Genomic DNA, 24,981 nt, shown 5'->3' with positions numbered 1-24,981 from the left:
GCATACCGGGGCACACCGGATGAATCCTCTCAGCAGATGCGCGGCAGCTGTTCCCCGATCGGCAGGTCGACCACCCGGGTGCCGCCGAGGCCGGTGCGGGCCACGACGAGGCCCGGGTGGGCGTCTACGGCTTCGCCGATCACCGTCGCGTGGCGGCCCAGCGGGTGGGCGCGCATGGCGTCGAGGACCGCCTCGGCGTGCTCACGGGGGACGAACGCGACCAGCTTGCCCTCGTTGGCCACGTAGAGCGGATCGAGGCCGAGGATCGCACAGGCGTTCCCGACGGCCGGGGGGACCGGGACGCTTCCCTCGCGGATGACGACGCCGGTCCCGGATGCGGCCGCGATCTCGTTGAGCGAGGCGGCCAGGCCGCCGCGGGTGGGGTCGCGCAGGACGTGGAGGTCCGGGGTGACGGCGAGCATGGTCTGCACCAGGCCGCCGAGGGCCGCGCAGTCGCTCTCGATGTCGACGCCGAACTCGAGGCCCTCGCGGACGCTCATGATCGCCACCCCGTGCAGGCCGATCTCACCGCTGACGATCACGACGTCACCGGGCACGACACGCTGGGGACGCAGGTCCACGCCGTCGGGGATGAGCCCGATGCCCGCGGTGTTGACGTAGATGCCGTCGCCGTGGCCCGCCTCGACGACCTTGGTGTCGCCGGTCGCCACCTCCACGCCCGCGGCCCGCGCGGCGGCGCCCAGGGCCTCGGCCACCCGCGCCACCACGGAGATCTCGATGCCCTCTTCGAGGATGAACCCGCAGGATAGGTAAGCGGCTTGGGCGCCGCTCATGGCCAGGTCGTTGACCGTGCCGTTGACCGCCAGGTCGCCGATGCTGCCGCCGGGGAAGAACAGCGGCCGGACGACGTAGGAGTCGGTGGTGAAGGCCAGCCGGACACCGCCCAGGGAGAGCGCGGCCGAGTCCCCGAGCCGGGCCAGCACCTCGCCGCCGAACGCGGGGGCGAAGAGGTGCTCGACCAGTTCGGCGGAGAGCGCGCCGCCGCCGCCGTGGCCCATGACCACCCGGGGACGGTCGCGCAGCGGGGCCGGGCAGGTCCAGCCGGTGATGTCGAGTGCGGTGTCAGGCAACGGGGCTCGCCTCCAGCGGTACGGCGGTCGCGGCGGGTTCGGCAGGCGCGGCGGGCACGGCGGGTTCGGCCTTCCCGGCCTTCCCGGCCTTCCCCGCGGGCGGGGTTTCCAGTCGGCGGTAGAGGTAGTACGCGGCGCACGCGCCCTCGCTGGAGACCATGGTGGCGCCGAGCGGGGTGCGCGGGGTGCAGAGTCCGCCGAAGGCCTCGCACTCGTGCGGCTTGAGCAGTCCCTGGAGCACTTCGCCGCTGCGGCACTCGGCCGGTTCCCGGGTGTTGATGCCTGTCACCGAGAAGCGGTACTCGGCGTCGTACTCCCGGTAGCGGGAGGAGAGCCGCCAGCCGCTGTCGGGGATGACGCCGATACCGCGCCAGGCGCGGTCGGTGACCTCGAAGACGTCCTCCAGCATGGCGAGGGCCGCTGAATTGCCCTCCGGGCGGACGGCGCGCGCGTAGGCGTTCTCCACGGTGTGCTCGCCGCGTTCCAGCTGCCGCACGGCCCTGCGTACGCCTTCCAGGATGTCCAGCGGCTCGAAGCCCGTCACCACGATCGGGACCCGGTGCCGCGCGGCCAGCTCCGGGTACTCCCGCGTGCCCATCACACTGCACACGTGCCCGGCGGCCAGGAATCCCTGGACCCGGCAGCTCGGCGACTGCATGATCGCCTCGATCGCCGGGGGGACCCGGACGTGGGAGACCAGCAGGCTGAAGTTGGGAATGCCCAGTCGCTTCGCCTGATACACCGTCATGGCGTTGGGCGGCGCGGTGGTTTCGAAGCCGATGCCGAAGAACACCACCTGGTGCTGCGGGTTCTGCTGCGCGATCTTCAGGGCGTCGAGCGGCGAGTAGACCACCCGTACGTCGCCGCCCTCGCTGCGGACCTGGAAGAGGTCGCGGCCCGTACCGGGGACGCGGAGCATGTCCCCGAAGGAGCAGAAGATCACCTCGGGCCGGGAGGCGATCTCCAGCGCCTTGTCGATGACCTCTAGCGGGGTGACGCACACCGGACAGCCCGGGCCGTGAATCAACTCCAGCTGCTTCGGCAGCAGTTGATCGATGCCGTGCCGAATGATGGTGTGGGTCTGACCGCCGCAGACCTCCATCAGCGCCCAGGGGCGGGTGACGGTGGCGTGGATGTCGTCGAGCAGCCGGCGGGCGAGGGCGGGGTCCTGGAACTCGTCGATGTACTTCACTGCCGCGCCTCCTTCTGCGGTGTGCCCTGGGCGGGCTCGTCGGCGAAGGGCCAGGGGGAGCCGTCGGCCTCGGCCGCCGACTCCCACGGGTCGCCGAACTCCTCCTGGAGCATGCCGAGTTCCTCGAAGAGTTCGAGGGTCCGCCGGGCCGATTCCTCGTCGAGGCGCTGCAGGGCGAACCCCACGTGGACGATGGCGTACTCGCCCACCCGGAGGTCCGGGAGGTACTCGAGGCAGACCTCCTTCTGCACGCCGCCGAAATCGACGGTAGCCATGCGGGTGCCGTCCCTCTCCCCGATGTCAAGCACTCTGCCGGGTACCGCCAGGCACATGGGCCTCTCCTTGCTGTCGGTGGGGTTCCGTGACGCCGGCGGCCGCTGCCACCATGAGTTGGCCGAGGGCCAGCCCGCCGTCGTTCGGCGGGACGCGGCGGTGCCGCAGGACGGTGAAGCCTCGCTCGCGCAGCAGGCGGGCGCAGGCGGCGGAGAGCAGGGTGTTGGCGAACACGCCGCCGGTCAGGGCCACGGTGTCCAGGCCGTGCCGCTCGCGCGCGATCCCGCAGAGCGCTGCGACGAGCTCGGCGACGGAGGTGTGGAAGCGGGCGGCGATCAGCGCGGGGTCCACGCCTGCGCGTACGTCGGCCACCACCGCGGCCAGCACGGGCGCCGGGTCGGCGGTGACCGGCCCCCCGACGGCCGCCGGGGGGACGCGCAGCGCGAAGGCGTAGCCGGGGCCGGGGCCGGGGTGAGGGCCGGAGCCAGGGCCGGGCGCGGCGGGGGCGCCGAGTGCGGCGCTCTCCAGCTCGATCGCGGCCTGGGCCTCGTACCCGGCCCGGTGGCAGATGCCCGCCAGTGAGGAGACCGCGTCGAACAGGCGGCCCATGCTGGAGGTGGGCACGCAGTTCAGGTTTCGGTCCAACAGGGTGGCGAGCACGCCAAGTTCGTCGGGAGGGCAGGCGGCCGTGCAGGGCAGGTCCGGCGTCCAGCCGAGGCCGGCGGCGCGCAAGTGGGCCAGGGCCGTGCGGTACGGCCGCTGCACCGCGGCGTCGCCGCCCGGCAGGGGGACGTACGCGAGGTGGGCGAACCGCGTGAACCCCGCGTAGTCGGCGAGGAGGAGCTCGCCGCCCCACACCGCGCCGTCCTCGCCGTAGCCGGTGCCGTCGAAGGCGACGCCGATCACGCGCCGGCCGCCGTCCAGGCCGTGTTCGGCCATCGCGGAGGCGATGTGCGCGTGATGGTGCTGTACGCGGACCAGCGGCCGTTCGCCGGCGTTGCGCCGGGCCCACCGGCCGGACCGGTAGCCGGGGTGCCGGTCCGCGGCGAGCAGCGCGGGGGTGACGCCGGTGATGGACTCCAGCTGCCGCTCGGCGCGTTCGAAGGCGTACTGGGTGGCGAGGTCGTCCATGTCGCCGATGTGGGCGGACAGCCAGGCCCGGCGCCCCTCGCCGAGGCAGAACGTGTTCTTCAGGTCGCCGCCGACGGCGAGGATCGCGGGGACCGGCAGGGGCAGGGGGACCGGCAGCGGGGCGTAGCCGCGGGAGCGCCGTACGGTCAGCGGTTCGCCGTCGCAGACGCGCACCACCGAGTCGTCGCAGGGCACATGGATAGGGCGGTCGTGCACGAGCCAGGCGTCGGCGAGGTGGGCGAGCCGCTCCAGGGCCTCGTCGTCGTCGGTGACGATGGGCTCCCCTGCGAGGTTTCCGCTGGTCATGACTAGAAGGCGGGGGCCCGGGGGGTCGCCGGGCAGCCCGAGCAGCAGGTGGTGGACCGGGGTGTACGGGAGCATCACGCCGAGGTCCGGGCAACGGGGGGCGATCCGGTCGGCCGGATCGGCGGCGGCCCGGCGGCGCAGCAGCACGATGGGCCGTACGCCGCCGGTGAGCAGGCTGCGCTCCTCCGGGCCGATGTGCACGAGGTGTTCGACATCGGAAAGGTTCCGGGCCATCAGGGCGAACGGCTTGTCCCCCCGGGCCTTGCGTCGGCGCAGCTCGGCCACGGCGCCGGGCTGGGCGGCGTCGCAGGCGAGGTGGTAGCCGCCGAGCCCCTTGACGGCGAGGATCGCCCCGGCGGCCAGAAGACGGCGGGCCCCTGCGACCGGGTCGGCGTCCGAGCTCGCGCGGGCGGGCCGCCCGGCGAGCAGCCTCAGCCGGGGGCCGCAGGCGGGGCAGGCGACCGGCTGGGCGTGGAAGCGGCGGTCGGCCGGGTCGGCGTACTCGCGGGAACAGTCCGGGCACATGGGGAAGCGGGACATGGTGGTGTGCGCGCGGTCGTACGGCAGCCCGGTGACGATGGTGAAGCGCGGCCCGCAGTGCGTGCAGGTGATGAAGGGGTGGCGGTGGCGCCGGTCGGCCGGGTCCGCCAGCTCGGCGAGGCAGTCGGCGCAGGTGGCCACGTCCGGGGAGACCAGCGTCCGGGCGGGGCCGCCGGTCCGGGAGGCGACGATGGTGAATCCGGCCCCGCCCGCGACGGGGACTTCGCAGTGGTCGACGGCGTCCACGACGGCCAGCGGGGGCGCGTCCGCCGCGAGCCGGTCGCAGAACTCCGAGACCGCGGCCGGTGCGCCCTCGACCTCGGCGACGACGCCTTCCGGGGTGTTGGTGACGTGCCCGGCGAGGCCGAGCCCGGTGGCGCGGGTGTACACGTAGGGGCGGAAGCCGACCCCTTGCACCACGCCCCGGACCGTGACCCGGCGCCGCTGCACGGCCTCCATCAGCGGGTCTGCGCCATGACCGGCGTGTGCGTCGCGCTGCCTGCGCCGACCGCCAGCGCCCGGTCGAGCAGGACGCCGGCTCCCTCGCCCGCGCGGGCGGACGTCAGCGCCACCTCCACGCCGGGGTTGACCCGCTGGACGTTCGCCCGGAAGGCGGCCTCGTCGAACTCCACGGCCTGCGCGATGTCCGTCTTGGTCACCAGCACCAGCTGGGCGAGGCCGAACGCGGTCGGGTACTTCAACGGCTTGTCCTCGCCCTCGGTGACCGAGGCGAGCACCACGCGCAGGGACTCCCCCAGGTCGTACGAGGCCGGGCAGACGAGGTTGCCGACGTTCTCGACGAAGAGGAGCCGGGTGTCCTCGGGCAGCCATCCGTCGAGGTGGCGGCTGAGCATCCCGGCCTCCAGGTGGCAGAGCCCGTCGGTGAGGACCTGCTTGACGGGTGCGCCGGACCGGGCCAGCCGCACGGCGTCGTTCTCGGTGGCGAGGTCGGCGGTGAGCGCGGCGACGGCGATTCCCCGTTTCCGGGCGAGGAGCAGCTCGCGCTCCAGCAGGGCCGTCTTCCCGCTGCCCGGGCTGGAGAGGAGGTTGACCGTCACGGTGCCACGGGCGGTGAGTTCGGCGCGCAGTGCCTGCGCCGCCTCGTCGTTCTTGGCGAGTACCGCCTGCCGTAGATCGACCACTCGGCACATGGTTCAGGCCTCCTCGGGGATCGGTTCGCGGTGGTCCGCGCGGGCGGGGCCGTCCTCCCAGTCCACGCTGACGATCTGCAGTTCACGGCCGGAGAGCAGCTCGACGTCCGTTGCCCGGCCGCAGCCGGGGCAGCACAGTTCGGGGGGCATACCGACCGGCCATTCGTCCGTACAGGAGGCGCAGCGGGCGCGGGCCGTCACGGGCTCGGTGGTGAGCACGGCTCCTTCGAGGACCGTTCCGGCACAGGCCAGTTCGAAGCAGAAGGCCAGGGAGTCGGGGACCACTCCCGCCAACTCCCCGATCCGGAGCCGGACAGCGGTGACGGCGCTCGCGCCGCCGGCCCGGGCCGCTTCTTCCACCTGGCCGACGACGGCCATGGCGATCGACATCTCGTGCATCGGACTCCGTCCTGCCGGGGCTCATTACACCGGCGGGCCGGGCGCGGCGCGGGCGGGCACGCCGAGGGGCCGGCCGCCCCGTACGCCATTCGGGCGCCCGGGGCGGTCCCGGGGTCACATCCGGCGCATGCGCAGGTAGCGCCTGACGTCGGGGAGGAACTGCTTCAGTACGGCCACGAGGACGGCGGCCGTGGCGCCGCCGACGACGGCCTTCTTGTTCACGGGCTTGTGCGTGGTCTTGTGCATGGCCTTGTGCATGGTCTTGTGCATGGTCTTGTTGTGGGGCTTGTGCATGGTCTTGTTGTGGGGCTTGTGCATGGTCTTGTTCATGGGGTTCTCCTCAGTTCTCGGCGAGGCCTGTCGGCTCCGTCCGCTGACTCGGCCTCGACATCGGCCTCGACATCGGCCTCGGCATCGGGCTCGGCATCGCCTCGGAGCAGGTCCAGGAGCATGCGTACGGCCTGCGGCACCGCGGCGGCCACCGGCGCGCTCAGGCCGATGCCCTCCTCGGTCGAGGCGGGCTCGCAGCCGAGGACCAGTGTCCTGCGGGGCGGTGTGGAGCCGGTGCCGGCGCACAGGGTGTCCAGCAGGGCGAGGACGGCGTCGGGGGACATGTGGTGGCCGTCGAGGACGGCGCTTCCCGGTGCGACCGAACCGGGCCGGTCGGCCTCGATGAGGTAGAGCGTGCCGGGGGCGCCGCCACGGGCAGTGGCGTCGACCAGCACGAGCGTGTCGTAACCGTCGAGGAGCTGGTAGGCGAGGTGGACTCCGCGGACGCCGAAGTCCACCACCCGGACCTCCGGCGGGAGTCGGTGCGCGGACAGGCTGCGTACGGCCTCGACGCCGAAGCCGTCGTCGCCGAGGAAGACGTTGCCGATGCCGGCGACCAGGGTTCCGGCGCTCACGCGTCCTCCAGGGGGGTGACCTCGTCGGGCTGGAAGTAGAGGAACCTGCCCTGTTCCCGGCGGATGTCCGCGCCCGGGTCTCCCTCCACGGTGACGGCGAGGTGCACTCCCCCGTCGACGTCGTGGAGGACGGCCTCCACCTGTGCGGCCCGGCCCCGGAGGAACAGGTCCTGGGCGTCGGTGCGCCGCAGGCCGGGGCGGAGCAGGACGCGACTGCCCGCACCCACCCGGATGCCGTCGATCAGGATCCGGTCGCGCGCCGGGTCCGCGGTGTCCGCCCGGGCGGGATCCCACCAGGGGGTGTCGGGTTTGAACACCGCTTCGTCGTCGGCGGGTTCGGAGATCTCCGGCGGCCTGTCCGGGTCGGTGATCTCCCGCAGGGAACGGACTGCTCCGTGCAGCCGCTCCAGCACCTCGGGCGGCATGGAGTCCGCCAGGTCGATCACGGCGGCCGCGCGGGGGTCCGTACCGCGCGCCTCGCGCTTCTCCCGGTCGGTGAGGGCCGCCGTGCGCAGGGCGAGGATCTCGTCGATCTCGGTGGAGTCGTACATGGCCCCGGCGCTCTCGGGGGCGATGGCCGGGTGGTCCTCCAGGATGATCGGGGAGGACAGGACCACGTCGGCGCGGCCGGGCTCGCCCGCGAGGACGGGCCAGGTGTGCCGGTTGACGCAGCCGGCGACCGCCGCCCTGGCCCATTCGGGCGGGTCGGTCATGGAGAGGAAGGAGCCGCCGCTGAGGCCGAGCATGAGGTGGGCGGCGACCAGGGAGCGGGGCAGGGCCGCGTCTCGGTCGTCCGAGCCGGGTTCCGGTTTCCAGGGGCTGGCGTTCTCCACGATCGCGGTGAGCTTGAACACCCGGTAGGGACCGGGCACTTCGGTGGCCCGCAGCCGTACGACTCCGAGGACCTCCTCGGTACGCCGCACCAGGCGGCCGACGGTGCGGCCCTGGGCGTCGGTGACGGTTTCGGTCTCCTCGCGGGCGGGACGCCGGAAGGGGAGGGTGATGCCCTCGCCCGCCAGTTCCGCCGTGGTCGCGGACAGCTCGACGCGCTCCTCGATGCCCTCGTCCCAGGGGACGAGGACCCGGTCGTCCAGGTGGAGTTCGGCGACCTCGGTGAAGGTGCCGTCGTCCCGGGCCTGCTGGACGGTGCGGCGCTGGGCGTGCAGGAAACGCAGTTCCACGGCCAGGTCGGCCTCGCCGCGGGGTTCCATCAGGATCTCGGTCTGCTGGTGCGCGTGCTCGTCGTGGGCCGGTCCCCAGGCGGGCGGCACGAGCACGCCGAACTGCCAGCGCATCCGGTTCTTGGCCGCCGAGGCCCGGTACGGGTAGAGCACGTACCCCTCGAAGAGGACGGCGTCGGCCACCTGCCGGGCGGCTGCGAAGCGGGCGGTCTGCTCGGTCGTCGTGGTCACGGCGCCGTCCTCTCGCCGGCGCGCGGCAGTACGGCGCCGGCCCAGGCGGGGTCGGAGGGTGGGGGCTCGGTGCGGGCGGCCGCGTCGAGGAGGGCCCGTACGGTCGCCTCCCAGGAGGCGAGGGCGTGGCGCGAACGGAAGGCGAGCAGCTCGTCCATGGCGTCGCGGGGCAGCCGGAGCCAGCCGCAGCCCGGGAAGTGCTGCTCGACCATCTCGCGCCACACCGCGACCGGCATCCGGTACGGGGCTTCGCGGTCCCAGGGCACGGGCTCGACGTGGAATCCGCCGGCTCCGGTGAAGGCCGTGCCGGAGAACAGCATCAGCAGCGGCACCTCCCCGCCTTCGAGGGCGCTGAAGTACCGGGTGGCCGCGATGTCCATGTCGTAGGTGCACGGAACGGCCAGATCCGTCTCGGTCTCGCCGGTGAAGCCGGGCACCATGAGCGCGACCTGGGCGAACTGGACCGGCTTCAGGGTGCTGCCCCAGCGGGACGGCTCGCCGAACAGGTCGGCCAGGCCCTCCGCCTCGGCGGGTCCGTAGCCGCGCCGGGCCGGTTCGATGCGGATCTGGCAGCGCAGGGCGAGGGCGTGCACGGGGGCGTCCCCGCCGGCGGTGATGCGCAGCCGGAAGACGAGGGTGGGCCCGGCTGCGTAGGCGTCGGCGCGGACGCCGGTGCAGGTGAACGCGAATTCCGTCATGCCGTCCGCGCCTTCCCCGCAGCCTCCGCCGGCACCTCGGCCCGGCGCTCGACCTGCTCGAAGAAGGTCCGCAGCGCGGCCTGGGCCTCGGCCCCGCCGTCGAAGCCCTGCCACAACAGACGCATCCGCCCCACCAGTTCGTAGCAGATGTCGATCGGCACCAGGTAGCAGTCGATCCGTCCCTCGGAGCGGCGCAGCAGCAGGGCCTCCACGTCGGGCTCCAGCAGTGCGGCCAGCGGTCCGGCGCCGAGGACCGTCTGCCAGGTGTCCGGGTCGAGTTCGCTCTCGGTGGCTCCGGCCGGGCTCGGGTAGAGGGCGACCAGGCGGTCGAGCGCGGCGTTGCGGAAGAAGAAGGCGACGCCGACCGGGATCCGCAGCAGCTCCCAGGCGGCGTCGTCGAGCCGGTGGCCGGGGTCGGTGAGCCAGCGGTCGGGGACGGCGCGGAAGCGCCCGGTGGCGGCGCCCGGCCGGTCGAACAGCAGGGTGCAGGCGGTGCAGGCGCAGACCAGGGCCCGTTTCTCGGTCTCCACCAGGTGGCGGTGGCCGTCCTCGGGCACCACCGCCCCGCACAGCTCGCAGGTCTCGGGGCGGGGGGCGCGCGGGCCCGCGAACCGGTGCAGCCCGCGCGGGGTGCCCGTACGGGCGAGGGGCGCGTTCACGACACCTGCGCCGGAGCGTGCGGGCGGGGGGAGATCTGGAGCAGGGCGGGCTGCGGGGCCGGAGCCGGCTCCACCTCCACCCGGGTCACCTCGGGCGCGAAAGACGCGAGGGCGTCCTCGACGGCCTGCGACGCGGCCGCGCCGCTGCTCGGGCATCCACAGCCGGAACCGGCTGTGGGGCGCAGCCGCAGGGTGCCGGTGGCCTCGTCGAAACCGAGCAGCTCCACGGGTTCGCCCACGCCTTCCAGGGCGCGGCCGATCCGGGTGTGCACGTCCTCGGGATGCAGCTGGTGCAGGGAGAGCAGGCTCGCCACGAGCTCGTCGCCGAGCAGCGGGGCCAGGGTGCCGGCGCCGAGCCGTTCCACGATCCGGGCGAGCCCGGAGCCGTAGAAGTCCATGAGCACGCGCACGAGTTCCTCGGCCGCCGCGCACGCCTCCCGGTCGCCGGTGGCGGCCAGCCGGTCGAGCACCTCCTCCACCCGCTGCCCGGCCTGCCGGGCGTCGATCGCCGCGCTCATCCGCCCAGTCCGCTCAGCCCGGTGGGCACGTGCATCGTCTTCACCGTCTTGCCGCCGCCCACGTACATGTGGACCCCGCACGGCAGGCAGGGGTCGAAGCTGCGCACGGCGCGCATGATGTCGATGCCCTTGAAGTTCTCCGGGGTGTTCTCCTCGAAGATCGGGGTGTTCTGCACGGCGTCCTCGTACGGTCCGGGCGTGCCGAAGGTGTCGCGGGTGCTGGCGTTCCACGGGGTCGGCGGGTAGGGGTGATAGTTGGCGATCTTGCCGTCGCGGATCACCATGTGGTGCGAGAGGACGCCCCGTACGGCCTCGGTGAAGCCGACGCCGATGGACTCGTCCGGCACCTCGAACTTCTCCCAGGTCTGGGTGCGGCCGGCGCGGACCTCGGCCAGCCCCATCTCGGCGCAGTGGAGCGCGATGGCGGCGGCGTAGGCCTGGAAGTACGTGCGGGCGCGGTTGCGCTCCAGCGCGTTGCTCCACCGTGGGATCTTCCACTCGAAACGGGTCTCGGGCTTGGTCATCGTGCGCGGCAGGGTGATGACCACGCTGTTGCCGGTGGCCTGGACGTAGTCGGTGTGGACGAGTCCGGACAGGGCGGTGGACCACAGACGGGCGAGCGGGCCGCCTCCGGTGTCGAGCGCGAGGTGGTCCTTGCCGTCGAACCAGCGGGGGGACATCACCCAGCTGTACTTGTCGTCGAAGTCCCGCTTCTGCGGGGAGGGGATGGTGTGCTGGTTCCACGGGTGGCGGGGGTCCACCGGGTTGCCCAGCGGGTCGTGCGTGACGAACTGCTCCTGGCCCTCCCAGTCGTCGTAGTAGGAGCTGCCGAGCAGGATGCGGATGCCGAGGTTGATGTCGGTGAGGTCGTTGGTGACCAGCTTGCCGTCCACGATGACGCCCGGGGTGACGAACATCTTCCGTCCCCAGCTGCTCATGTTGGCGTACGTGAAGTCGCAGTACTCGGGGTCGTTGAGGGCGCCCCAGCAGCCGAGCAGGACACGGCGCCGGCCGACCTCCTCGTACCCGGGCAGGGCCTCGTAGAAGAAGTCGAACAGGTCGTCGTGGAGCGGGACGACCCGCTTCATGAACTCGCAGTACCGCATGAGGCGGCTCATGTAGTCCGTGAAGAGCTGGACGGAGGCGATGGTGCCGACGCCGCCCGGGTAGAGGGTGGAGGGGTGCACGTGGCGGCCCTCCATCAGGCAGAACATCTCCCGGGTGTAGCGGCTGACCTGGAGGGCCTCGCGGTAGAACTCGCCCTCGATGGGGTTGAGGGAGCGCATGATGTCGGCGATGGTGCGGTAGCCGTGGTCGCCGGCGTGCGGGGCCTCGGTGCGCTCGGCCAGCTCCAGGACCCCGGGGTTGGTCTCGCGGACCATCTTTTCGCAGTAGTCGACCCCGACCAGGTTCTCCTGGAAGATGTTGTGGTCGAACATGTACTCCGCCGCCTCGCCCAGGTTGATGATCCACTCGGCGAGGTGGGGCGGCTTCACCCCGTAGGCCATGTTCTGGGTGTAGACGGAGCAGGTGGCGTGGTTGTCCCCGCAGATCCCGCAGATGCGGCTGGTGATGAAGTGCGCGTCGCGGGGGTCCTTGCCGCGCATGAAGACGCTGTAGCCGCGGAAGACCGACGAGGTGCTGTAGCACTCCGCGACCCGCTTCTGCTTGAAGTCGATCTTCGTGTGGATGCCGAGGCTGCCCACGATCCGGGTGATCGGATCCCAGGCCATCTCCACCAGGCCGCTGCCGTCACCGGCCGCCTTCGTCTTCGGTGCCATCGTGTCTGCCGTGACCCTTCTTCTGAGCGGGAGGTGATGCGCTGCGGACCGGGGCGCGGGGGTGCGGCCCGGTCACCAGGGCGGGCGGTAGCCCGTCGTCAGCCGGTCGCCGGTGTGCCGCCACTTCGGCTCCTCGTCCACCGTGTGCGCGGTGATCGTCCGGAGTCTGCGGACCACCGCCCCGTACACGCCGCTGGCCCGGCTGGACACCTTGGCTCCGGGGGGTTCGTCCATGAACGGCATGAACTTGTCGGGGAAGCCGGGCATGGTGCAGGCGATGCAGATGCCGCCCACGTTCGGGCAGCCGCCGATGCCGTTCATCCAGCCGCGTTTGGGGACGTTGCACTTCACGACGGGGCCCCAGCAGCCGAGCTTGACCAGGCACTTGGGCGAGTCGTAGGTCTGGGCGAACTGGCCCTGCTCGTAGTAGCCGGCGCGGTCGCAGCCCTCGTGCACGGTGGCGCCGAACAGCCAGGTCGGCCGCAGCTTGTCGTCCAGCGGGATCATCGGGGCCGAGCCCGCCGCCTGGTAGAGCAGGTAGGTGAGGGTCTCCGAGAAGTTGTCCGGCTGGATCGGGCAGCCCGGCACGCACACGATCGGGATGCCGGCCTTCGACTTCCAGTCCCAGCCGAGGTAGTCGGGCACGCCCATGGCGCCCGTCGGGTTGCCCTCCATGGCGTGGATGCCGCCGTAGGTGGCGCAGGTGCCGATGGCGACGACGGCCAGGGCCTTGGGGGCCAGCCGGTCGATCCACTCACTGGTGGTGATCGGCTGACCGGTTTCCGGGTTGTCGCCGAAACCGCACCAGTACCCCTCGGGCTTGATCGTCTCGTTGGGGATCGACCCCTCGACGACCAGCACGAAGGGATCGATCTCGCCGCGCTCACCCTTGAAGAACCACTCGATGAAGGTGTCCGCGCCCCCGACCGGGCCGCATTCGAAGTCGATCAGGGGCCAGTGCACGGCGATCTTGGGCAGCCCGGGAAGCACGCCCATCACGATCTCTTCGATGCTCGGCTGCATCGCCGCCGTCAGGGCGACGGAGTCGCCGTCGCAGCTCAGTCCGGCGTTGATCCAGAGGATGTGGATCGGAGGGGCCTCTGCCTGGTCCTCTACCGGGTCCTGTGTCGCTGCGTCCATGGGGATGCCTCCTCGGGGAGGGACTCGGGGCGGTGGTGCGGGGAGGGCCGGTGACCGGCCCCACCCTTCTTGCTAACAGCAGGTCGCTCCGGGTGCTCGGTCATGTACGGCCAGTCCGGTGACGGTGCGGGGCCGTGCGGGCGGGGCCGGCTGCACGGGGGTGTGCCGGTCGGGCACGGGGCGTACGAGGTGGGGCGGGGTGCCGGACGGGGTCTCCTTGCGTACGAAGGCCCGGCGCAGGGCGTGGTACGGGGCGTCCGGGTCGAAGAAGGTGCGGCGCATCAGGGCGAGCTCCGCCTCCCGGTAGGCGGCGAGCGGCCTGGCCTCCTCGTCCCGGTCGCGCTGCGCCTTCTTCACGGCGATCAGGGACCGGGCGGCGGGCCGGTCGGCGAGCTGCACCGCCAGCCGTGCGGTCTCGGCCGCGAAGGCCTGGGGCGTGCAGGGGATCGTACGGTCGACCAGCCCGAGCCGGTGCGCGGCGGCGGTGCTCACCGGCAGGGCCTCGGTGGTGAGGCGGTCCGCGGCGGCGGCGCCGACGCGGCGCGGCAGGGTGTACGTCCAGTACTCCGAGCCGTGGAGCCCCATCAGGCGGTAGTGCGGGTTCAGCACGGCGCCCGAGCGGCACCAGACCTCGTCGGCGGCGAGGGCGAGCATCGCCCCGCCGGCGGCGGCGTTGCCTCCGACGGCGGCGATGACCAGCCGGTCGGTGGTGGTGAGGACGGCTTCCACCAGGTCGTTCATGGCGTTGATGTTGGCCCAGGACTCCTCGGCCGGGTCGGCGGCCGCCTCGATGACGCCCAGGTGGATGCCGTTGGAGAAGAAGTCGCGGCCGCCACCGAGGACGAGGACCGAGGTGGGGCGGGTGCAGGCGGTCCGGTAGGCGTCCAGCAGGCGCCGGCACTGCTCGGTGCTCATCGCGCCGCCGGGGAAGGAGAACGACAGGAAGCCGGCCTGGCCCTCCTCCCGGTAGCCGATGTCGGACCAGGCGGGCCGCCCTGCGGGGGCGTCCGGCGGGGCGGGGTGCTCCGGCAGCGGCGGCAGCCGGTCGGCGAGCGCGAGGGTGGCGGGCAGCTTGAGGGGGGCGGGCCCGCCGGGCGCACGGCGGGCCCGCAGTTCCGGGATCCACACGGCGCCGTCGGTCGTGGCCCGGCAGATCGCGCCCGCCCGGGTGGCCAGCAGCTCGCCGGGGCGGCCGCGGAGCCGCTCGTACGGCTGGACGGGCCGACCGCCGTGCAGGTACCACTCGCCGCCGAGCAGGTCGTCCCGTACGCCCGGCTGGGAGTCCGCGGCGCGCAGCAGGCGCAGGACGCGCTCGGTGGAGTCGGCTTCCCAGTCGATGCGGCGGTCCTGCTGGCGCAGGTAGGGGCGGGTGCGGGCGGCGGTCTCGTCCTGGGGTCGGGGGGTGTGGGTGCCGGAGGCGAAACGGTCGACGGCGAGCAGTACGGCCTCGAGGGCCGCATCGGCGATCTCGCCGCGGTAGAGGTCGCTCTTGCCGACCTCGGGCACGGGGCACTCGACGCTGGCCCAGACGTCCCCGGCGTCCATCTCCGCGCCGGCCTGCAGGACCGTGACGCCCCACCGGGTCTCCTGCTCCTGGATGGCCCGGTCGAGCGAGGAGGGGCCGCGGTCGCCGACCGGTCCGGGGTGGACGATCAGGCAGGTGCGGGCGGCCCACACCTCTTCGGGGATGGCCGTCTTCAGCATCGGAGCGAGGACGAGGTCGAGATCGGGCTCGTGGCGGCGGACGGCCTCGGCCAGGGAGACCGAGGGCAGGGCGAGTTCGACCGCCACGCGGTGGCCGTGGTCGCGCAGCTCCGCGTGGACACGCTGCGTGAGGCTGTTGAACGCGCTCGCGACGAGCAGGACGTACACGTGATCTCCCAGCGTCGGCCCGGAGCCACTACGGCGTGGCATCCGGCCTGATCGGCAGTGCGTGACCGGAACACGACCGGCGCCTGAGATGGTCGGGCAGGCGGGCGGGGCCGCGGCCGAAGCCGTGCGGCGGTGTCACTCGAACGCGGCACCGGCCGGGGGGCCACTCGGCCGCAGTCAGGCTCTTGAATCGTGTGCCCGGCCCCGGGCCGGCCGAGGGCCGTCCTCGGGTCGGCCGAGGTGACCGCGCGGGGGGCAGGTGGGAGAATTGCTCTACCACCCAGGGCGCGTGCTTCTTTGCGTCCGCCCCCCACAGGACAGCAGGTCAGATCATGGCCAAGCAGCCGAAGCCGTCAGAGCCTCCGCTCGGCAAGGGTCCGAGCCGGCACAAGGGAACCAAGCAGCACGGTTGGTCTCCGGACGTGGACGAGACCAAGCAGCAGGAGAACCCGAGTGCCCGCCGCTCCTTCCATCCGGACGAGTACGCCCCCGGCAAGGGCCCGGGCAGGAAGGCGTCCAAGGAGGAGTCCGGGAATCCGCACGGCAGCCCCACCGAGAGCACGGGCCGCCGCGGGGAGGAGCAGAGCAAGGGTTCCGGCGAGAAGGGTATGCACGACACCGGCCCGAAGGGCCGCTCGCAGCGCCCCAGCGGAACCAAGGACGCCTCTGCCACCACCGGCGTGGACCCGCAGGACCCTCCGGGCAAGCGCAGCGCCGGTTAGTTAGGGCGGCGGTCAGCGCGGCACCCCTAGCAGACTGAGCGGTCGGGGCGGGCGGCAACGGTGACCGGTTCCCCGTAGGAGTGATCATCGGTGTGTCCGGGCGGAGGGACACGCCGGGCCCGCCCAGGATGCGGGCATGCATGCTCACTCCTCGTTGCTGCGCCGCGCCCTCGTCCCGTTCGTGGCCGCCGTCGCCCTGCTGACCACCGCGGGTTCCGCCGCCTCCGACACATGGAAGCCGTGCGGCTCCCTCATCACCGCTCCCCTTTCCCCGCCCGTCAGCGCCGACGATCCCTGTCCCAGCACCGATCCCGTCGTGTGCCGCATCCGGGTCCTGCCGTACGGGGAGAAGGTCGAGGCGCAGCGGACGCGGATGCGCTACCACGGCCTCCTCGAGGACATGCACCGCACCGAAGCCAACATGCGGGAGGCCGGGGCCACCGACGAGGAGATCGCCAGGGAGCTCGTCGACATGCGCAACCAGGCCAAGGAGATCACCCGTGCCGGCATGAGCCCGGAGGAGGTCCGGATCCTGGAGGAGCGGAACGTGGCCAAGTACGGCAACCCGCTCGGGCCGACCGCGGACCAGCTCCACGCCAAGTACGGCTCCTGGCAGAAGGTCATCGACGCGTCGATGCGGACGAGTTACGCCGTCGACCGCGAACTCAGCCTCGAGTACCGCCCCTGCCCCGTCCAGCCCTGACGGCCCGACGGCCCGGACGGCCCGGACAGGCCGACGGGACCGGACAGCCCGGAACCGGCCCCGCCCGCCGCTGCCTCAGGCTCGGCGGGCGCGCCATTCCTCCACCATCGCGGCCACGTCGAACGGCTTCAGGTTCAGCGGCGGACCCGGCGGGGGCCGGCGGATCGCGGCGGCGATCTTGTCGTTGACCGCGGTGAGGATCTCCCGGACCCGGGCCTCGGTACGGGCCTCCGCCACCGCCTCGACCGCGTCCTCGGCCTCCTTGCGCAGCGCGAGCGCGGGCGGGAGGACGGACACGCCCTCGCGGTGCAGCTTGCCCTTGATCCACCACAGCTCGTCGTAGGGGGCGGCGTCGTCGGGGAGCGGTTTGCCGAAGCCGGACAGGCTCGCGAAGTCCCCGCGCTCGGCCGCCTCGCGGATCTGCTTGTCCACGAACGACTCGAAGCTGACGCCGGGGGGTTTGCGCTCGGTCATGCATCCAGCGTACGAAGCGTCGGGGGCGGGGCGGAAGGGACGGCCCGGCCACCCCGCCCCCGGCCACCCCACCCCGGCCACCCCGGCCGCCGGACGTCAGTAGACCAGCTTGTAGGTCACGTCCTGAGGCACCGGGGACGGCGCGGTGTCGGTGTAGACGAGCCGGATCAGGGTGAAGCGCTGGACGCCGGGTTCCGCGGTCCAGGCCTCCGGCTTGCTCAGCGTCACCGTTACCGGATAGGGGTGGAACCGTCCCGCAGCGCAGTAGGGCTTGCAGTCGTTCACCATGTCGGTCCCGGTGGCCGTCGCGGTGTCCGGCCCCCACGTGTGCCAGTCGAGCCGGACGAGACGGTTGTTCCCGTCCCCGCAGGCGAGCAGGTACTCCGGCGGGCGCACCTGTGCCTGCTCGAAGCAGTCGACGACCACCAGGGGGTCCGGGTCCGGGGTCTGCGCGGAGGCCGGGACGGCGCCCGGAACCGCGGCCGCCAAGAGTGCCGCGACCGCCCACATCAGGGCCGTTCTCACCGCCCCGGCCCGGGGCACACCTGCGGGTCGGCCGTGTCCTGAAGCGTCCACGAGACCCTCCTCACCCATCTTGCGCAGCAACACCGGGCCACGCCCAGCTTCCCCCATCGGGCCGGTCCGCGCACCTGCAGAGCCGGCCGCTGCTCCCGCCGGGCCTGAACCAGCTCGGAACGGGCGCCCACCCGGCACGCGCGGCGTGAATCCGTCTTGTGCGGCCGCCGGTCGGCATGTTGGCTGCGTGATCATGGGCGTGGGAGCCGGGCCCGGCCGCGCGTCGGGGCCGGTCGCGGAGTTCGCGCCCGCTCTGCGCGAGTTGCGCCGGAAAGCGGGCAGCCTCACGTACGGCACGACGGTCCGCCGCGCCGGGGCGTACTCGCGTACTCCGCGCTGCCGCCGGTGCCCGGGCCGAGCCGCCGGGAGAACACGCGACCAAGAGGAGTCCGATGAGCACTGCATCCGACGAAGCGCGCGGCATTGCGGCGCCCCCAGCAGCGGTACCGGGGCAGGCCGGGTCCGCCGGGCGGGCATGTCCGAACATCGTCGGGGTCCACCTCTACCTGGAGCGGGGCGGCCGGGTCCTGCTCGGCCTGCGGCACCCCGACTCCGCGTACGCGGGCAAGACCCACCACTTCCTCGCCGGGCACTGCGAGCAGGAATCTGCCGTCAGCTGCCTGGTGAGGGAGGCGGAGGAGGAGGCCGGGCTCGTGATCGACCCGGCGGACGTCGACCTGGTCCACGTGGTCCACGTGGTGGACCACCCGGGCGGGCAGCCGCGGATCCAGCTGGTCTTCCGCGCCGGCCGCTGGCAGGGAGAGCCCGTGGTGCGCGAGCCCGACCGGTGCGTGTCCTGGGGCTGGTGGCCCGCCGACGCCCTGCCGGACCCGATCGTCCCCTATACCCGGGCCGCCATCGACGGCATCCGGGCCGGCCGCCCGTACACCGAACTGGGCTGGACCTGACCCCGTCAGAGTTCGTCAGACCCGGTCAACGCCCTCGCCCCCGTCCGCCGCCGTTGAAGGAGCCGTCTGTGTCCGAACACGCACCACCCGCGCCCGCCGGCGCACCTCCGGCCGCCTCCCCGGCGGTTCGGTGACCGGCCGCGAGCGCTATGCGCTGCCCGTCGACGTACATCTGATCCTGCGCCGCGACAGCGGGAAGGGGCCGGAAGTGCTGCTGTCCCGGCGGGCCGGCGAGGTGTACGCCGCCGGGTTGTGGCACCTGCCGTCGGGGCATCTGGACGGTCCGCACGAGGACATGGTGGACGGGGTGATACGGGAGGCCGCCGAGGAGACCGGCATCACCATCGATCGCGCGGACGTGGCCCTTGCGACCACGGTCCACCACCGAAGCCCCCACGGCAGGGCCCGGGTCGGCGTGTTCTTCGAGGTCCGGGACTTCACCGGCGAGCCGGGCATCATGGAGCCCGACCTGTGCGATGCCATGGGCTGGTACCCCCTCGACGCACTGCCGGAGCCGATGGTGGCGTACTGCCGCGCCGGCCTGGACGCCTACCGCGGCGGCCGCCCCGGCGCCGTCCACTTCCAGCAGCCCGGCGACGCCGTCCCCCACCAGCCCGACGGGCCGGACCGCACCCGCCTCCTGACCGGGCCCTCCCCCGCGAGGGGCCCGTCGCGGACGCTACGGGCCCTGCTGCGGCTCCGCATCACCCACCGCCCCGGTACTGGGCGTTGATGACCGAGCGGTCGGCCGCCCTGTACGGTCCCGCCCTCCCGCAAGGCATCCACCACGACTGAGCCGCTGACGCACAGCACGGTCCGTCCGTGCTGTGCGTCGGCCTCGGTGAGGGGTCTCGCGGGTGGGCCGGCTACTTGAGGTAGGGGCCCGCGGCCCCGATCTTTCCGGGTGCGGACACCGTCGACGCCCAAGTCGATGTACTTGTTGTAGGCGCCGATCAGGTGGTTCTGGACGGGCGCCGACTCGGTGTCGAAGTCCGCGAGGTCGTCGTGCAGCCAGCAGGAGCGGGAGCTTTCGCCCTCCCAGTTGCCGATCCAGCACGGCTGACGTCGGTTCGACGTCAGCGGCGCGTCTCCGGGTCGTCGAAGCGGAGTACGGTGTCGACGTCCCGGCGCAGGGCGCGGGCGGTCGGCGGTGGGGCGTAGGAGAGGCGGAACAGCAGCAGTTCGGTCTCGTCCGGGTGTTGCGGGACGAGGGCGGAAAGGCGCTTCCGCAGGGTGTGCAGGGTGGCGGTTTCCGTCGCGTCGAGTCCGCTGCCGTCACCGCGCTCGATGCGGGCGAAGAGGTACAACAGGACGGTGACGGGCTGGAATCCGAGGCCCAGGGACGTCGCGGTGAGCCAGAGCCGTTGCAGGGCCCTGCCTCCGTCGAAGTAGGCGTCGGATCCGGTGCCGGTGGTGGCGGTGGTGGTGAGGCAGCCGATCGCCGAGGATGCCGCGACACTGCTGCGCGCCCCTTCCTCGAAGGCGCGGCCGCCGCCCATGTGCCGGACGAACGCGAGGTGGGGCCAGTGACGGGCGAGGGACAGGCCCGCCAGGTCGGCGCTGTCCGCTTCGAGGGTGGCGATGTCGATACCGTCCCGGGTCGCCCGCACCTCCTCGGGGGTCCAGCGCAGTTCGCTCATCATCTCCTGGTGCAGGCGCGGGGACAGCATGCGCAGCCGGTCGCCGGCGCCCAGGATGCGGCCCGCCTCCGCCAGCTCCGCACGGTCGGTGATCAGGTGCAGACGGGCACCGCTGTCGGCCGCGCAGCGCATCAGGGCCTGCCGGTGGGACTCGTCCAGGGGACGGGCAGGGCCGGGTCGGCGGTTGGTCGCGCGCCGATCGATCCAGTCGACCAGTCCGGGCCGCGGTGTGTGCGGGGCCTTGGAGAAGGTGAGTGCGCAGACGAGACCGGGATCGGCCGGGTCGGGGAAGGGGCGAACCTGGCAGGCCCAGCCCGCTGCCCGGGCTGCGAGGTCGATGTTCTCGACGGCCGCTCCGATCGCCAGCCGGGTGGCGGCCCCCTGGAAGTCGAGCAGCGTCGCCGGCTGTGTGTCGTCGGTGCGGCAGTGCAGCACGGGGCCGCGGGCGAGGAACTTCCAGGGCTGGACGTTCCCGCCGGACGGCGCCTGGATTCCGTACGCGACGAGGCGGCGGATGCCTTCCTCGCCCAGGGCCGCACCGGGGCCGGGCAGGGCGAGGGGGGAGGTGCGGGTCTCCGCCGCGGGTCCCGGTGCGGGGCCCGCCGCCGGCTGCGTCGCGGGCTCGGACGCGGGGTGTGCCGTGGGCGGGACGGAGGGCGCCGGGTGGACCTGTGCCCCGTCGCGCACGAGCTCCGCCGGGTCGACGAAGAAGCGCCCCGAGGCGGTGAACTGCCCGAGCAGGACACGGCGGGCGGTGTCGGTGAGCACGGCGGCGCCCAGCGCCACCCCCGAGGCGAGCTGGGGCCACGAGGAGAGGGTGTGCCCGATCTCCATCAGCGAGGGGGCCATGCGTTCCGAGAGGTTCTCCGGGCCCAGGATCCGCAGGACGTGGGGCACCTTCTCGCGGACCGGCAGCCCCTTGAGGTCGGCGGCCGACACACCCTCGATCAGGCCGTGCAGTAGGGGCCGGTCCGGTTCGAGGTCGAAGCGTTCCACGTCCAGCATGCCGCGCTCATTGGTCTCCATCAGCACCGCGATCCCGTGCGCCCGGGCACGTTCACGCGCGAAGACCTTGATGTAGAGGTCGTCGCACTCTTCGAGGAACAGATCGGCACGGCCGTCGCCGGTGAGGAACGCGTCGACGTTGTCCTCGGTCAGGCCCTCGGGCCATACCGATATGTCGAGGTAGGGGTCGATCTCGTACATCTGCCGTGCGGCGATGACCACTTTGGGCAGTCCGATGTCGGTGACCGAGGCACGCAGCCGGTTCAGGTTCGAGAGGGAGAGCCGGTCGAAGTCCGCGAGCCGGAAGCGGCTGCCGACCCCTTCCTGGGCGAGGGTGAACGCGCTGGCGGCGCCCACGGAGAGGCCGGCCACGGCGATCGTCCTGCCGGTGAGGTCGGCCTGTTCCGCCGCTGTGATCTTGTACTGGTTGCGGGACTGCCGCAGCTCCCGGTACTCCGCTTCGGGCAGCACGTGCGCGAGTCGGCGTGACCACGGGTACCAGACCCAGGTCCCGTACTCCACCGGCGGCTGCCCGTGGAGATGCCCTTCCACCGCCCTTGCGAGTTCTTCGGTGCTCGGACGCCAGGCGGGGCGGCGGGCGGTCAGCAGCTCCCCCACCTGTTCGGTGAGGGTGTCCCGCACCTCCGTCGCCTCACCGCGGGCCAGGATCGCGGTCAGCTCCGACCGTTGCCCGGGGTCGCCCGCAGTGAACAGCCGCGGACGCCAGTGGCTTTCGCCGTCGGCCGTCCGGGCCGCGGAGTTGATGTGCGCTTCCAGACTCATCGTGCACCTTCGGCAGATCGTGGTCGGGGGGACGGTCGCAGGGGAATGAGGGGGTCGGAGGCTGTCAGGGTTCCTGCGTGAGCAGCGAGGGCTCGAACAGCCGCAGGCCGAGCTGGTCGGCGCAGGTGCGCAAGACCGGCTCGGACATGCGCTCGCGCGTGCTCCTCAGCCCCTGGCCCAGCGCATGCAATGCCCGCGTCAGCCGCGCTTCCCGGTTGTGGAAGGCCTCGATCCTGTCGAGGGAGTAGTACGAGGTGGTGCCGGGCACGGGGACGCCGTCCAGGGGCTGTTCCCACCGCCACCGGTAGCCGCAGCGTTCGTACGTCCCGGTCAGCCGGGCCGAGCAGCTGCCGAGGAGTGCCGTGGCACCGAGGGTCTCGGCGGCGGCGATACCGGCGACCACCAGCACGGTGACGAGATGGCGTCCTCTCCACTCCGGCGCCACCCACGCGCCGGCGATTTCCGCCACCACCTCCCCACGGGCGCGGGCCCGGGCGACGGCGGACGCGACGTCCGGACTGCGGAGGTGGATCTCGGAGGGCAACTCCCCTTCGATTCCGTGGTGGATACGCACGCCGCCCACGAGCCTGCCGTCGTCGTCGACCGCTGCCACACAGCTCAGCGCATCGGCGCCGACGCGTGGGTCACCCTTCCCGAACCTCACCATCGCCTCGTGGCCGAGCCGGGCGTACGCCCGCTCCTGCTCGGCGAGGAAGTCCCGGTAGAGGGGATCGTCGAAGTGGATGTCGAACAGTTTGAGGTGCATGTGGGGGCCTTGAGGATGTAGGTGTACCGGCGCGCGGCGGCCTGAGGGGGCAGGGTGGGCCCGGATTCGCCCTACGGGGTCACCGGCATGCGTGGTGCACGCGGTGCGGCTCCCCGTCCACCGTGCGACGGGCAGCGCGCGGCGCAAGCCGACTGTACCGGGACGGCCACGGTGACGAAGGAGGGGGCCGGAGTTCCTTGCCCACAGGACGAACTCCGCTCCTGTGCCTACGACTTCGGGAGGATGACGGCCCCCTTCGCGCGGGTGACGCCCACTCCTCCCCGAAGCTGACGATCCGTCCGTTTGCTCCGCATAGCTTCAAGGTCATGAATCGACGCCACGCTGCCGCTTCCGCCGCGCTCCTCGCTCTCCTCCTCCCGCTCCCGCTCGCCGTGTCCGGCACCGCCGCCGCGGCCCCCGTGACCGCCGCCGCACCGGCCGCCGCGAACGTCGGCGCCGCGGATCGCCAGGGGGCGCGGCTCGAACTCCCCCGGCCCACCGGCCGGTTCGCCGTGGGCCAGGAGACCCTGCACCTGGTCGACCACAGCCGCACCGACCCCTGGGCGGGCAGCGGGCCGCGCGAACTCATGGTCACCATGCGCTACCCGGCCCAGCGCGGCACGGGCGACACCGTGCGCTACCTCACCGACGAGGAAGCCCGACTGCTCCTGGTCAACCGCAAACTGGACCAGCTGATCCCGGTGGAGACCCTGACCGGCACGGCCGTACACGCGCGCGACCGGGCGCGCGCCCTCCCGGGCCGTTTCCCTCTGGTCGTCCTCTCGCCCGGTTTCACCGTCCACCGCGCCACCCTCACCTCCCTGGCCGAGGAACTGGCCTCCCGCGGGTACGTCGTGGCCGCCGTGGACCACGCGTACGAGAGCGTCGGCACCGCCTTCCCCGGCGGCCGGGTGCTGGAGTGCCTGGCCTGCACCCGGGTAGGGGGCGACGGCTCCGATTTCCGCGCGGTCAGCGACAACCGGGCCCGCGACGTGTCCTTCCTCCTCGACCGGCTCACCGGTCGCAGCCCCGCCTGGCGCAAGGCCGGCCTCATCGACCGCAACCGCATCGCGATGGCCGGGCACTCGATCGGCGGCGCGAGCTCGGCTGCGGCGATGGCCGCCGACCGGCGCATCCGGGCCGGCATCGACATGGACGGCACCCTGTTCACCCCGGTCCCGGAGCAGGGGCTCGACGGCCGCCCGTTCATGCTGCTCGGCGCCGCGGACACCGTGCCCGGTGGCGAGGCCAGCTGGGACCGGGACTGGCAGCGGCTCGACGGCTGGAAGCGCTGGATCACCTTCAAGGACGCCGACCACTTCACCTTCACCGACGTCCCGTCCCTCGGCGACCAGCTCGGCCTGCCCGAGCTGGAATCCCCGCTCCCCGGAACCCGCTCGGTCCAGCTGACCCGCACCTATGTCGGAGCTTTCTTCGACCGCCACCTGAAGGGCATCCCGCAGCCGCTCCTGAACGGCCCGTCCGCCGAGGCCCCGGAGGCGGTCTTCCACCGGCCGTGACCGTCCGCCGCCCGGCAGGGGTGGCGGACGGCACCAACGGCATCACCTGCCGGACGTCCACCCCTGCCGCCGGAGCCGTTCGAAGCCGTCCAGGAGGAGGTCCAGTGCGAACTCGAACTCGAACTGGTCGTCACAGCCTCCGCCGACGACGGACTCCCCGTCGTGGGCAACCGCCATGGCCAGCTCCGTCACGTAGGGGTATCGACGCGCGACCTCGGCGGACGCGTCAGCCGTGACGCCCGGATCGGGGCTCGGCGCGTCGTCGAACAGCTCCTGGGCGAACCCCAGCATGCGGCTCCCCAGTGCGTGCATCACGTGGTGCGTCAGATCCACGGAGAAGCCGCCGGTCCGGAACATCCCGATCACCGAGTCCATATACGCGAGCACGACCGGGGTCGGGCTGGTCCGCGACTGGATCACCCGGGCCGCCCAGGGGTGACCCAGGAGGGCGCGCCGCGCGGAAAGGATCCTCTGCCGGACCGCGCTCTGCCAGTCGGCGTCGGCCGCCGGGGGGTCGATCCCGCCGACGACGACGTCCACCATGCCGTCCAGGAGCTGCTCCTTGTTGGCGACGTGCTTGTAGAGCGCCATCGGCACCACGCCCAGCTCCTGGGCGAGTTTGCGCATGCTGAGCGCTTCGATCCCGATGTCGTCGGCGAGCGCGACGGCGGCCTGCAGCACCCGGTCCCTGCTCAGGGGGGCCCGGCGTCCCGTGTCCGTCTGCTGCGCCATATCGATCATCTCCCTGTGATCAGCCTTGTCCGGCATCCAGCTTGACGGGTGTACGGCGTACACTTAGCGTGGGCTGACAGGTGT

General features: G+C 72.7%; 25 protein-coding genes. 5 read left to right on the top strand and 20 right to left on the bottom strand.

All coding sequences use genetic code 11. From position 1 onward, the window contains the following. Window positions 1–29: 29 nt before the first annotated feature. The 15 genes from hypE to AB0447_RS01120 form a co-directional block, all read right to left on the bottom strand. Entirely contained in the window at window positions 30–1,091 is a 1,062-nt protein-coding gene (hypE, locus tag AB0447_RS01190) for a hydrogenase expression/formation protein HypE (protein ID WP_366474308.1), read from the bottom strand. Then, entirely contained in the window at window positions 1,084–2,283 is a 1,200-nt protein-coding gene (gene hypD, locus AB0447_RS01185) for a hydrogenase formation protein HypD (RefSeq protein ID WP_366474307.1), read from the bottom strand. The genes hypE and hypD overlap by 8 nt, the downstream gene beginning before the upstream one ends. Next, window positions 2,280–2,615, bottom strand: a complete 336-nt coding sequence (locus AB0447_RS01180; protein ID WP_366474306.1) for a HypC/HybG/HupF family hydrogenase formation chaperone — start codon at window positions 2,613–2,615, stop codon at window positions 2,280–2,282. Before AB0447_RS01180 ends, hypD begins: the two co-directional genes overlap by 4 nt. Then, window positions 2,584–4,992: a carbamoyltransferase HypF gene (gene hypF, locus AB0447_RS01175; RefSeq protein ID WP_366474305.1), complete on the bottom strand. Its 2,409-nt coding sequence runs from the start codon at window positions 4,990–4,992 to the stop codon at window positions 2,584–2,586. Before hypF ends, AB0447_RS01180 begins: the two co-directional genes overlap by 32 nt. Further along, on the bottom strand, window positions 4,992–5,684 hold the full coding sequence (gene hypB / locus AB0447_RS01170) for a hydrogenase nickel incorporation protein HypB (RefSeq protein ID WP_366474304.1): 693 nt from the start codon (window positions 5,682–5,684) through the stop codon (window positions 4,992–4,994). The genes hypF and hypB overlap by 1 nt, the downstream gene beginning before the upstream one ends. A 3-nt stretch (window positions 5,685–5,687) precedes the next feature. Further along, window positions 5,688–6,083 (bottom strand): hydrogenase maturation nickel metallochaperone HypA, encoded by a 396-nt coding sequence (locus AB0447_RS01165; protein ID WP_366474303.1) that lies wholly within the window; start codon window positions 6,081–6,083, stop codon window positions 5,688–5,690. A gap of 114 nt (window positions 6,084–6,197) precedes the next feature. Further along, window positions 6,198–6,413: a hypothetical protein gene (locus AB0447_RS01160; RefSeq protein ID WP_366474302.1), complete on the bottom strand. Its 216-nt coding sequence runs from the start codon at window positions 6,411–6,413 to the stop codon at window positions 6,198–6,200. After that, a complete protein-coding gene (locus AB0447_RS01155) occupies window positions 6,410–6,988 on the bottom strand; it encodes a hydrogenase maturation protease (RefSeq protein WP_366474300.1) in 579 nt (192 codons plus the stop codon). The genes AB0447_RS01160 and AB0447_RS01155 overlap by 4 nt, the downstream gene beginning before the upstream one ends. Next, window positions 6,985–8,400, bottom strand: a complete 1,416-nt coding sequence (locus AB0447_RS01150) for a hypothetical protein (protein WP_366474299.1) — start codon at window positions 8,398–8,400, stop codon at window positions 6,985–6,987. Before AB0447_RS01150 ends, AB0447_RS01155 begins: the two co-directional genes overlap by 4 nt. Then, window positions 8,397–9,098: a DUF6084 family protein gene (locus tag AB0447_RS01145; RefSeq protein WP_366474298.1), complete on the bottom strand. Its 702-nt coding sequence runs from the start codon at window positions 9,096–9,098 to the stop codon at window positions 8,397–8,399. Before AB0447_RS01145 ends, AB0447_RS01150 begins: the two co-directional genes overlap by 4 nt. After that, window positions 9,095–9,757 carry a DUF5947 family protein gene (locus tag AB0447_RS01140; RefSeq protein WP_366474297.1) on the bottom strand — a complete coding sequence of 221 codons (663 nt, stop codon included), beginning with the start codon at window positions 9,755–9,757 and terminating at the stop codon, window positions 9,095–9,097. Before AB0447_RS01140 ends, AB0447_RS01145 begins: the two co-directional genes overlap by 4 nt. Next, window positions 9,754–10,275, bottom strand: coding sequence for a hypothetical protein (locus tag AB0447_RS01135; RefSeq protein WP_366474296.1), 522 nt, complete (start codon window positions 10,273–10,275; stop codon window positions 9,754–9,756). The genes AB0447_RS01140 and AB0447_RS01135 overlap by 4 nt, the downstream gene beginning before the upstream one ends. Continuing rightward, window positions 10,272–12,056, bottom strand: a complete 1,785-nt coding sequence (locus AB0447_RS01130; RefSeq protein WP_366474294.1) for a nickel-dependent hydrogenase large subunit — start codon at window positions 12,054–12,056, stop codon at window positions 10,272–10,274. Before AB0447_RS01130 ends, AB0447_RS01135 begins: the two co-directional genes overlap by 4 nt. Window positions 12,057–12,128: 72 nt before the next feature. Further along, complete coding sequence (locus tag AB0447_RS01125) at window positions 12,129–13,196, bottom strand: hydrogenase expression protein HypE (protein WP_366474293.1); 1,068 nt, start codon at window positions 13,194–13,196, stop codon at window positions 12,129–12,131. A gap of 72 nt (window positions 13,197–13,268) precedes the next feature. Next, window positions 13,269–15,068, bottom strand: a complete 1,800-nt coding sequence (locus AB0447_RS01120) for an enoyl-CoA hydratase-related protein (RefSeq protein WP_366474292.1) — start codon at window positions 15,066–15,068, stop codon at window positions 13,269–13,271. 332 nt (window positions 15,069–15,400) lie between these two features. Here AB0447_RS01120 and AB0447_RS01115 point away from each other — a divergent pair, with 332 nt between their 5' ends. Then, on the top strand, window positions 15,401–15,790 hold the full coding sequence (locus tag AB0447_RS01115; protein WP_366474291.1) for a hypothetical protein: 390 nt from the start codon (window positions 15,401–15,403) through the stop codon (window positions 15,788–15,790). A 136-nt stretch (window positions 15,791–15,926) separates the two neighbouring features. After that, window positions 15,927–16,493, top strand: coding sequence for a hypothetical protein (locus tag AB0447_RS01110; protein ID WP_366474290.1), 567 nt, complete (start codon window positions 15,927–15,929; stop codon window positions 16,491–16,493). A 75-nt stretch (window positions 16,494–16,568) separates the two neighbouring features. Here the strand turns inward: AB0447_RS01110 and AB0447_RS01105 are convergent, their stop codons facing one another. Next, the gene (locus tag AB0447_RS01105; RefSeq protein WP_366474289.1) at window positions 16,569–16,967 is read right to left on the bottom strand and encodes a DUF1992 domain-containing protein; all 399 of its coding nucleotides are present in this window, start codon (window positions 16,965–16,967) and stop codon (window positions 16,569–16,571) included. A 96-nt stretch (window positions 16,968–17,063) separates the two neighbouring features. After that, window positions 17,064–17,543, bottom strand: coding sequence for a hypothetical protein (locus AB0447_RS01100; protein WP_366474288.1), 480 nt, complete (start codon window positions 17,541–17,543; stop codon window positions 17,064–17,066). A gap of 392 nt (window positions 17,544–17,935) precedes the next feature. Here AB0447_RS01100 and AB0447_RS01095 point away from each other — a divergent pair, with 392 nt between their 5' ends. Then, complete coding sequence (locus AB0447_RS01095; protein WP_366474287.1) at window positions 17,936–18,451, top strand: NUDIX domain-containing protein; 516 nt, start codon at window positions 17,936–17,938, stop codon at window positions 18,449–18,451. A 130-nt stretch (window positions 18,452–18,581) separates the two neighbouring features. After that, window positions 18,582–19,184, top strand: a complete 603-nt coding sequence (locus AB0447_RS01090; protein WP_366474286.1) for an NUDIX domain-containing protein — start codon at window positions 18,582–18,584, stop codon at window positions 19,182–19,184. A 343-nt stretch (window positions 19,185–19,527) separates the two neighbouring features. On the opposite strand, the gene AB0447_RS01085 is transcribed toward AB0447_RS01090, so the two are convergent. Continuing rightward, complete coding sequence (locus tag AB0447_RS01085; protein ID WP_366474285.1) at window positions 19,528–21,879, bottom strand: Rv1355c family protein; 2,352 nt, start codon at window positions 21,877–21,879, stop codon at window positions 19,528–19,530. 64 nt (window positions 21,880–21,943) lie between these two features. Continuing rightward, window positions 21,944–22,645 (bottom strand): GNAT family N-acetyltransferase, encoded by a 702-nt coding sequence (locus tag AB0447_RS01080; RefSeq protein WP_366474284.1) that lies wholly within the window; start codon window positions 22,643–22,645, stop codon window positions 21,944–21,946. Between the two features lie 326 nt (window positions 22,646–22,971). On the opposite strand from AB0447_RS01080, the gene AB0447_RS01075 reads away from it, so the two are divergent. Then, the gene (locus AB0447_RS01075) at window positions 22,972–24,165 is read left to right on the top strand and encodes an alpha/beta hydrolase (RefSeq protein WP_366474283.1); all 1,194 of its coding nucleotides are present in this window, start codon (window positions 22,972–22,974) and stop codon (window positions 24,163–24,165) included. 42 nt (window positions 24,166–24,207) lie between these two features. Here AB0447_RS01075 and AB0447_RS01070 read toward each other — a convergent pair whose 3' ends face one another. Continuing rightward, window positions 24,208–24,897: a TetR/AcrR family transcriptional regulator C-terminal domain-containing protein gene (locus AB0447_RS01070; RefSeq protein WP_366474282.1), complete on the bottom strand. Its 690-nt coding sequence runs from the start codon at window positions 24,895–24,897 to the stop codon at window positions 24,208–24,210. Window positions 24,898–24,981 lie beyond the last annotated feature (84 nt).

The organism is Streptomyces sp. NPDC051211 (assembly GCF_040689505.1).
In the GTDB taxonomy this organism is placed as follows: Bacteria; Actinomycetota; Actinomycetes; order Streptomycetales; family Streptomycetaceae; genus Streptomyces.
This window is presented reverse-complemented; position numbering and strand designations above follow the sequence as displayed.

Bases quoted from the DNA above. Each gene is read 5' to 3' on its own strand.
- AB0447_RS01180 (WP_366474306.1), bottom strand. From the start codon at position 2,615: ATGTGCCTGGCGGTACCCGGCAGAGTGCTTGACATCGGGGAGAGGGAC.
- hypF (WP_366474305.1), bottom strand. From the start codon at position 4,992: ATGGAGGCCGTGCAGCGGCGCCGGGTCACGGTCCGGGGCGTGGTGCAA.
- hypB (WP_366474304.1), bottom strand. From the start codon at position 5,684: ATGTGCCGAGTGGTCGATCTACGGCAGGCGGTACTCGCCAAGAACGAC.
- AB0447_RS01165 (WP_366474303.1), bottom strand. From the start codon at position 6,083: ATGCACGAGATGTCGATCGCCATGGCCGTCGTCGGCCAGGTGGAAGAA.
- AB0447_RS01160 (WP_366474302.1), bottom strand. From the start codon at position 6,413: ATGAACAAGACCATGCACAAGCCCCACAACAAGACCATGCACAAGCCC.
- AB0447_RS01145 (WP_366474298.1), bottom strand. From the start codon at position 9,098: ATGACGGAATTCGCGTTCACCTGCACCGGCGTCCGCGCCGACGCCTAC.
- AB0447_RS01135 (WP_366474296.1), bottom strand. From the start codon at position 10,275: ATGAGCGCGGCGATCGACGCCCGGCAGGCCGGGCAGCGGGTGGAGGAG.
- AB0447_RS01130 (WP_366474294.1), bottom strand. From the start codon at position 12,056: ATGGCACCGAAGACGAAGGCGGCCGGTGACGGCAGCGGCCTGGTGGAG.
- AB0447_RS01125 (WP_366474293.1), bottom strand. From the start codon at position 13,196: ATGGACGCAGCGACACAGGACCCGGTAGAGGACCAGGCAGAGGCCCCT.
- AB0447_RS01115 (WP_366474291.1), top strand. From the start codon at position 15,401: ATGGCCAAGCAGCCGAAGCCGTCAGAGCCTCCGCTCGGCAAGGGTCCG.
- AB0447_RS01110 (WP_366474290.1), top strand. From the start codon at position 15,927: ATGCATGCTCACTCCTCGTTGCTGCGCCGCGCCCTCGTCCCGTTCGTG.
- AB0447_RS01105 (WP_366474289.1), bottom strand. From the start codon at position 16,967: ATGACCGAGCGCAAACCCCCCGGCGTCAGCTTCGAGTCGTTCGTGGAC.
- AB0447_RS01095 (WP_366474287.1), top strand. From the start codon at position 17,936: ATGAGCACTGCATCCGACGAAGCGCGCGGCATTGCGGCGCCCCCAGCA.
- AB0447_RS01085 (WP_366474285.1), bottom strand. From the start codon at position 21,879: ATGAGTCTGGAAGCGCACATCAACTCCGCGGCCCGGACGGCCGACGGC.
- AB0447_RS01080 (WP_366474284.1), bottom strand. From the start codon at position 22,645: ATGCACCTCAAACTGTTCGACATCCACTTCGACGATCCCCTCTACCGG.
- AB0447_RS01075 (WP_366474283.1), top strand. From the start codon at position 22,972: ATGAATCGACGCCACGCTGCCGCTTCCGCCGCGCTCCTCGCTCTCCTC.
- AB0447_RS01070 (WP_366474282.1), bottom strand. From the start codon at position 24,897: ATGGCGCAGCAGACGGACACGGGACGCCGGGCCCCCCTGAGCAGGGAC.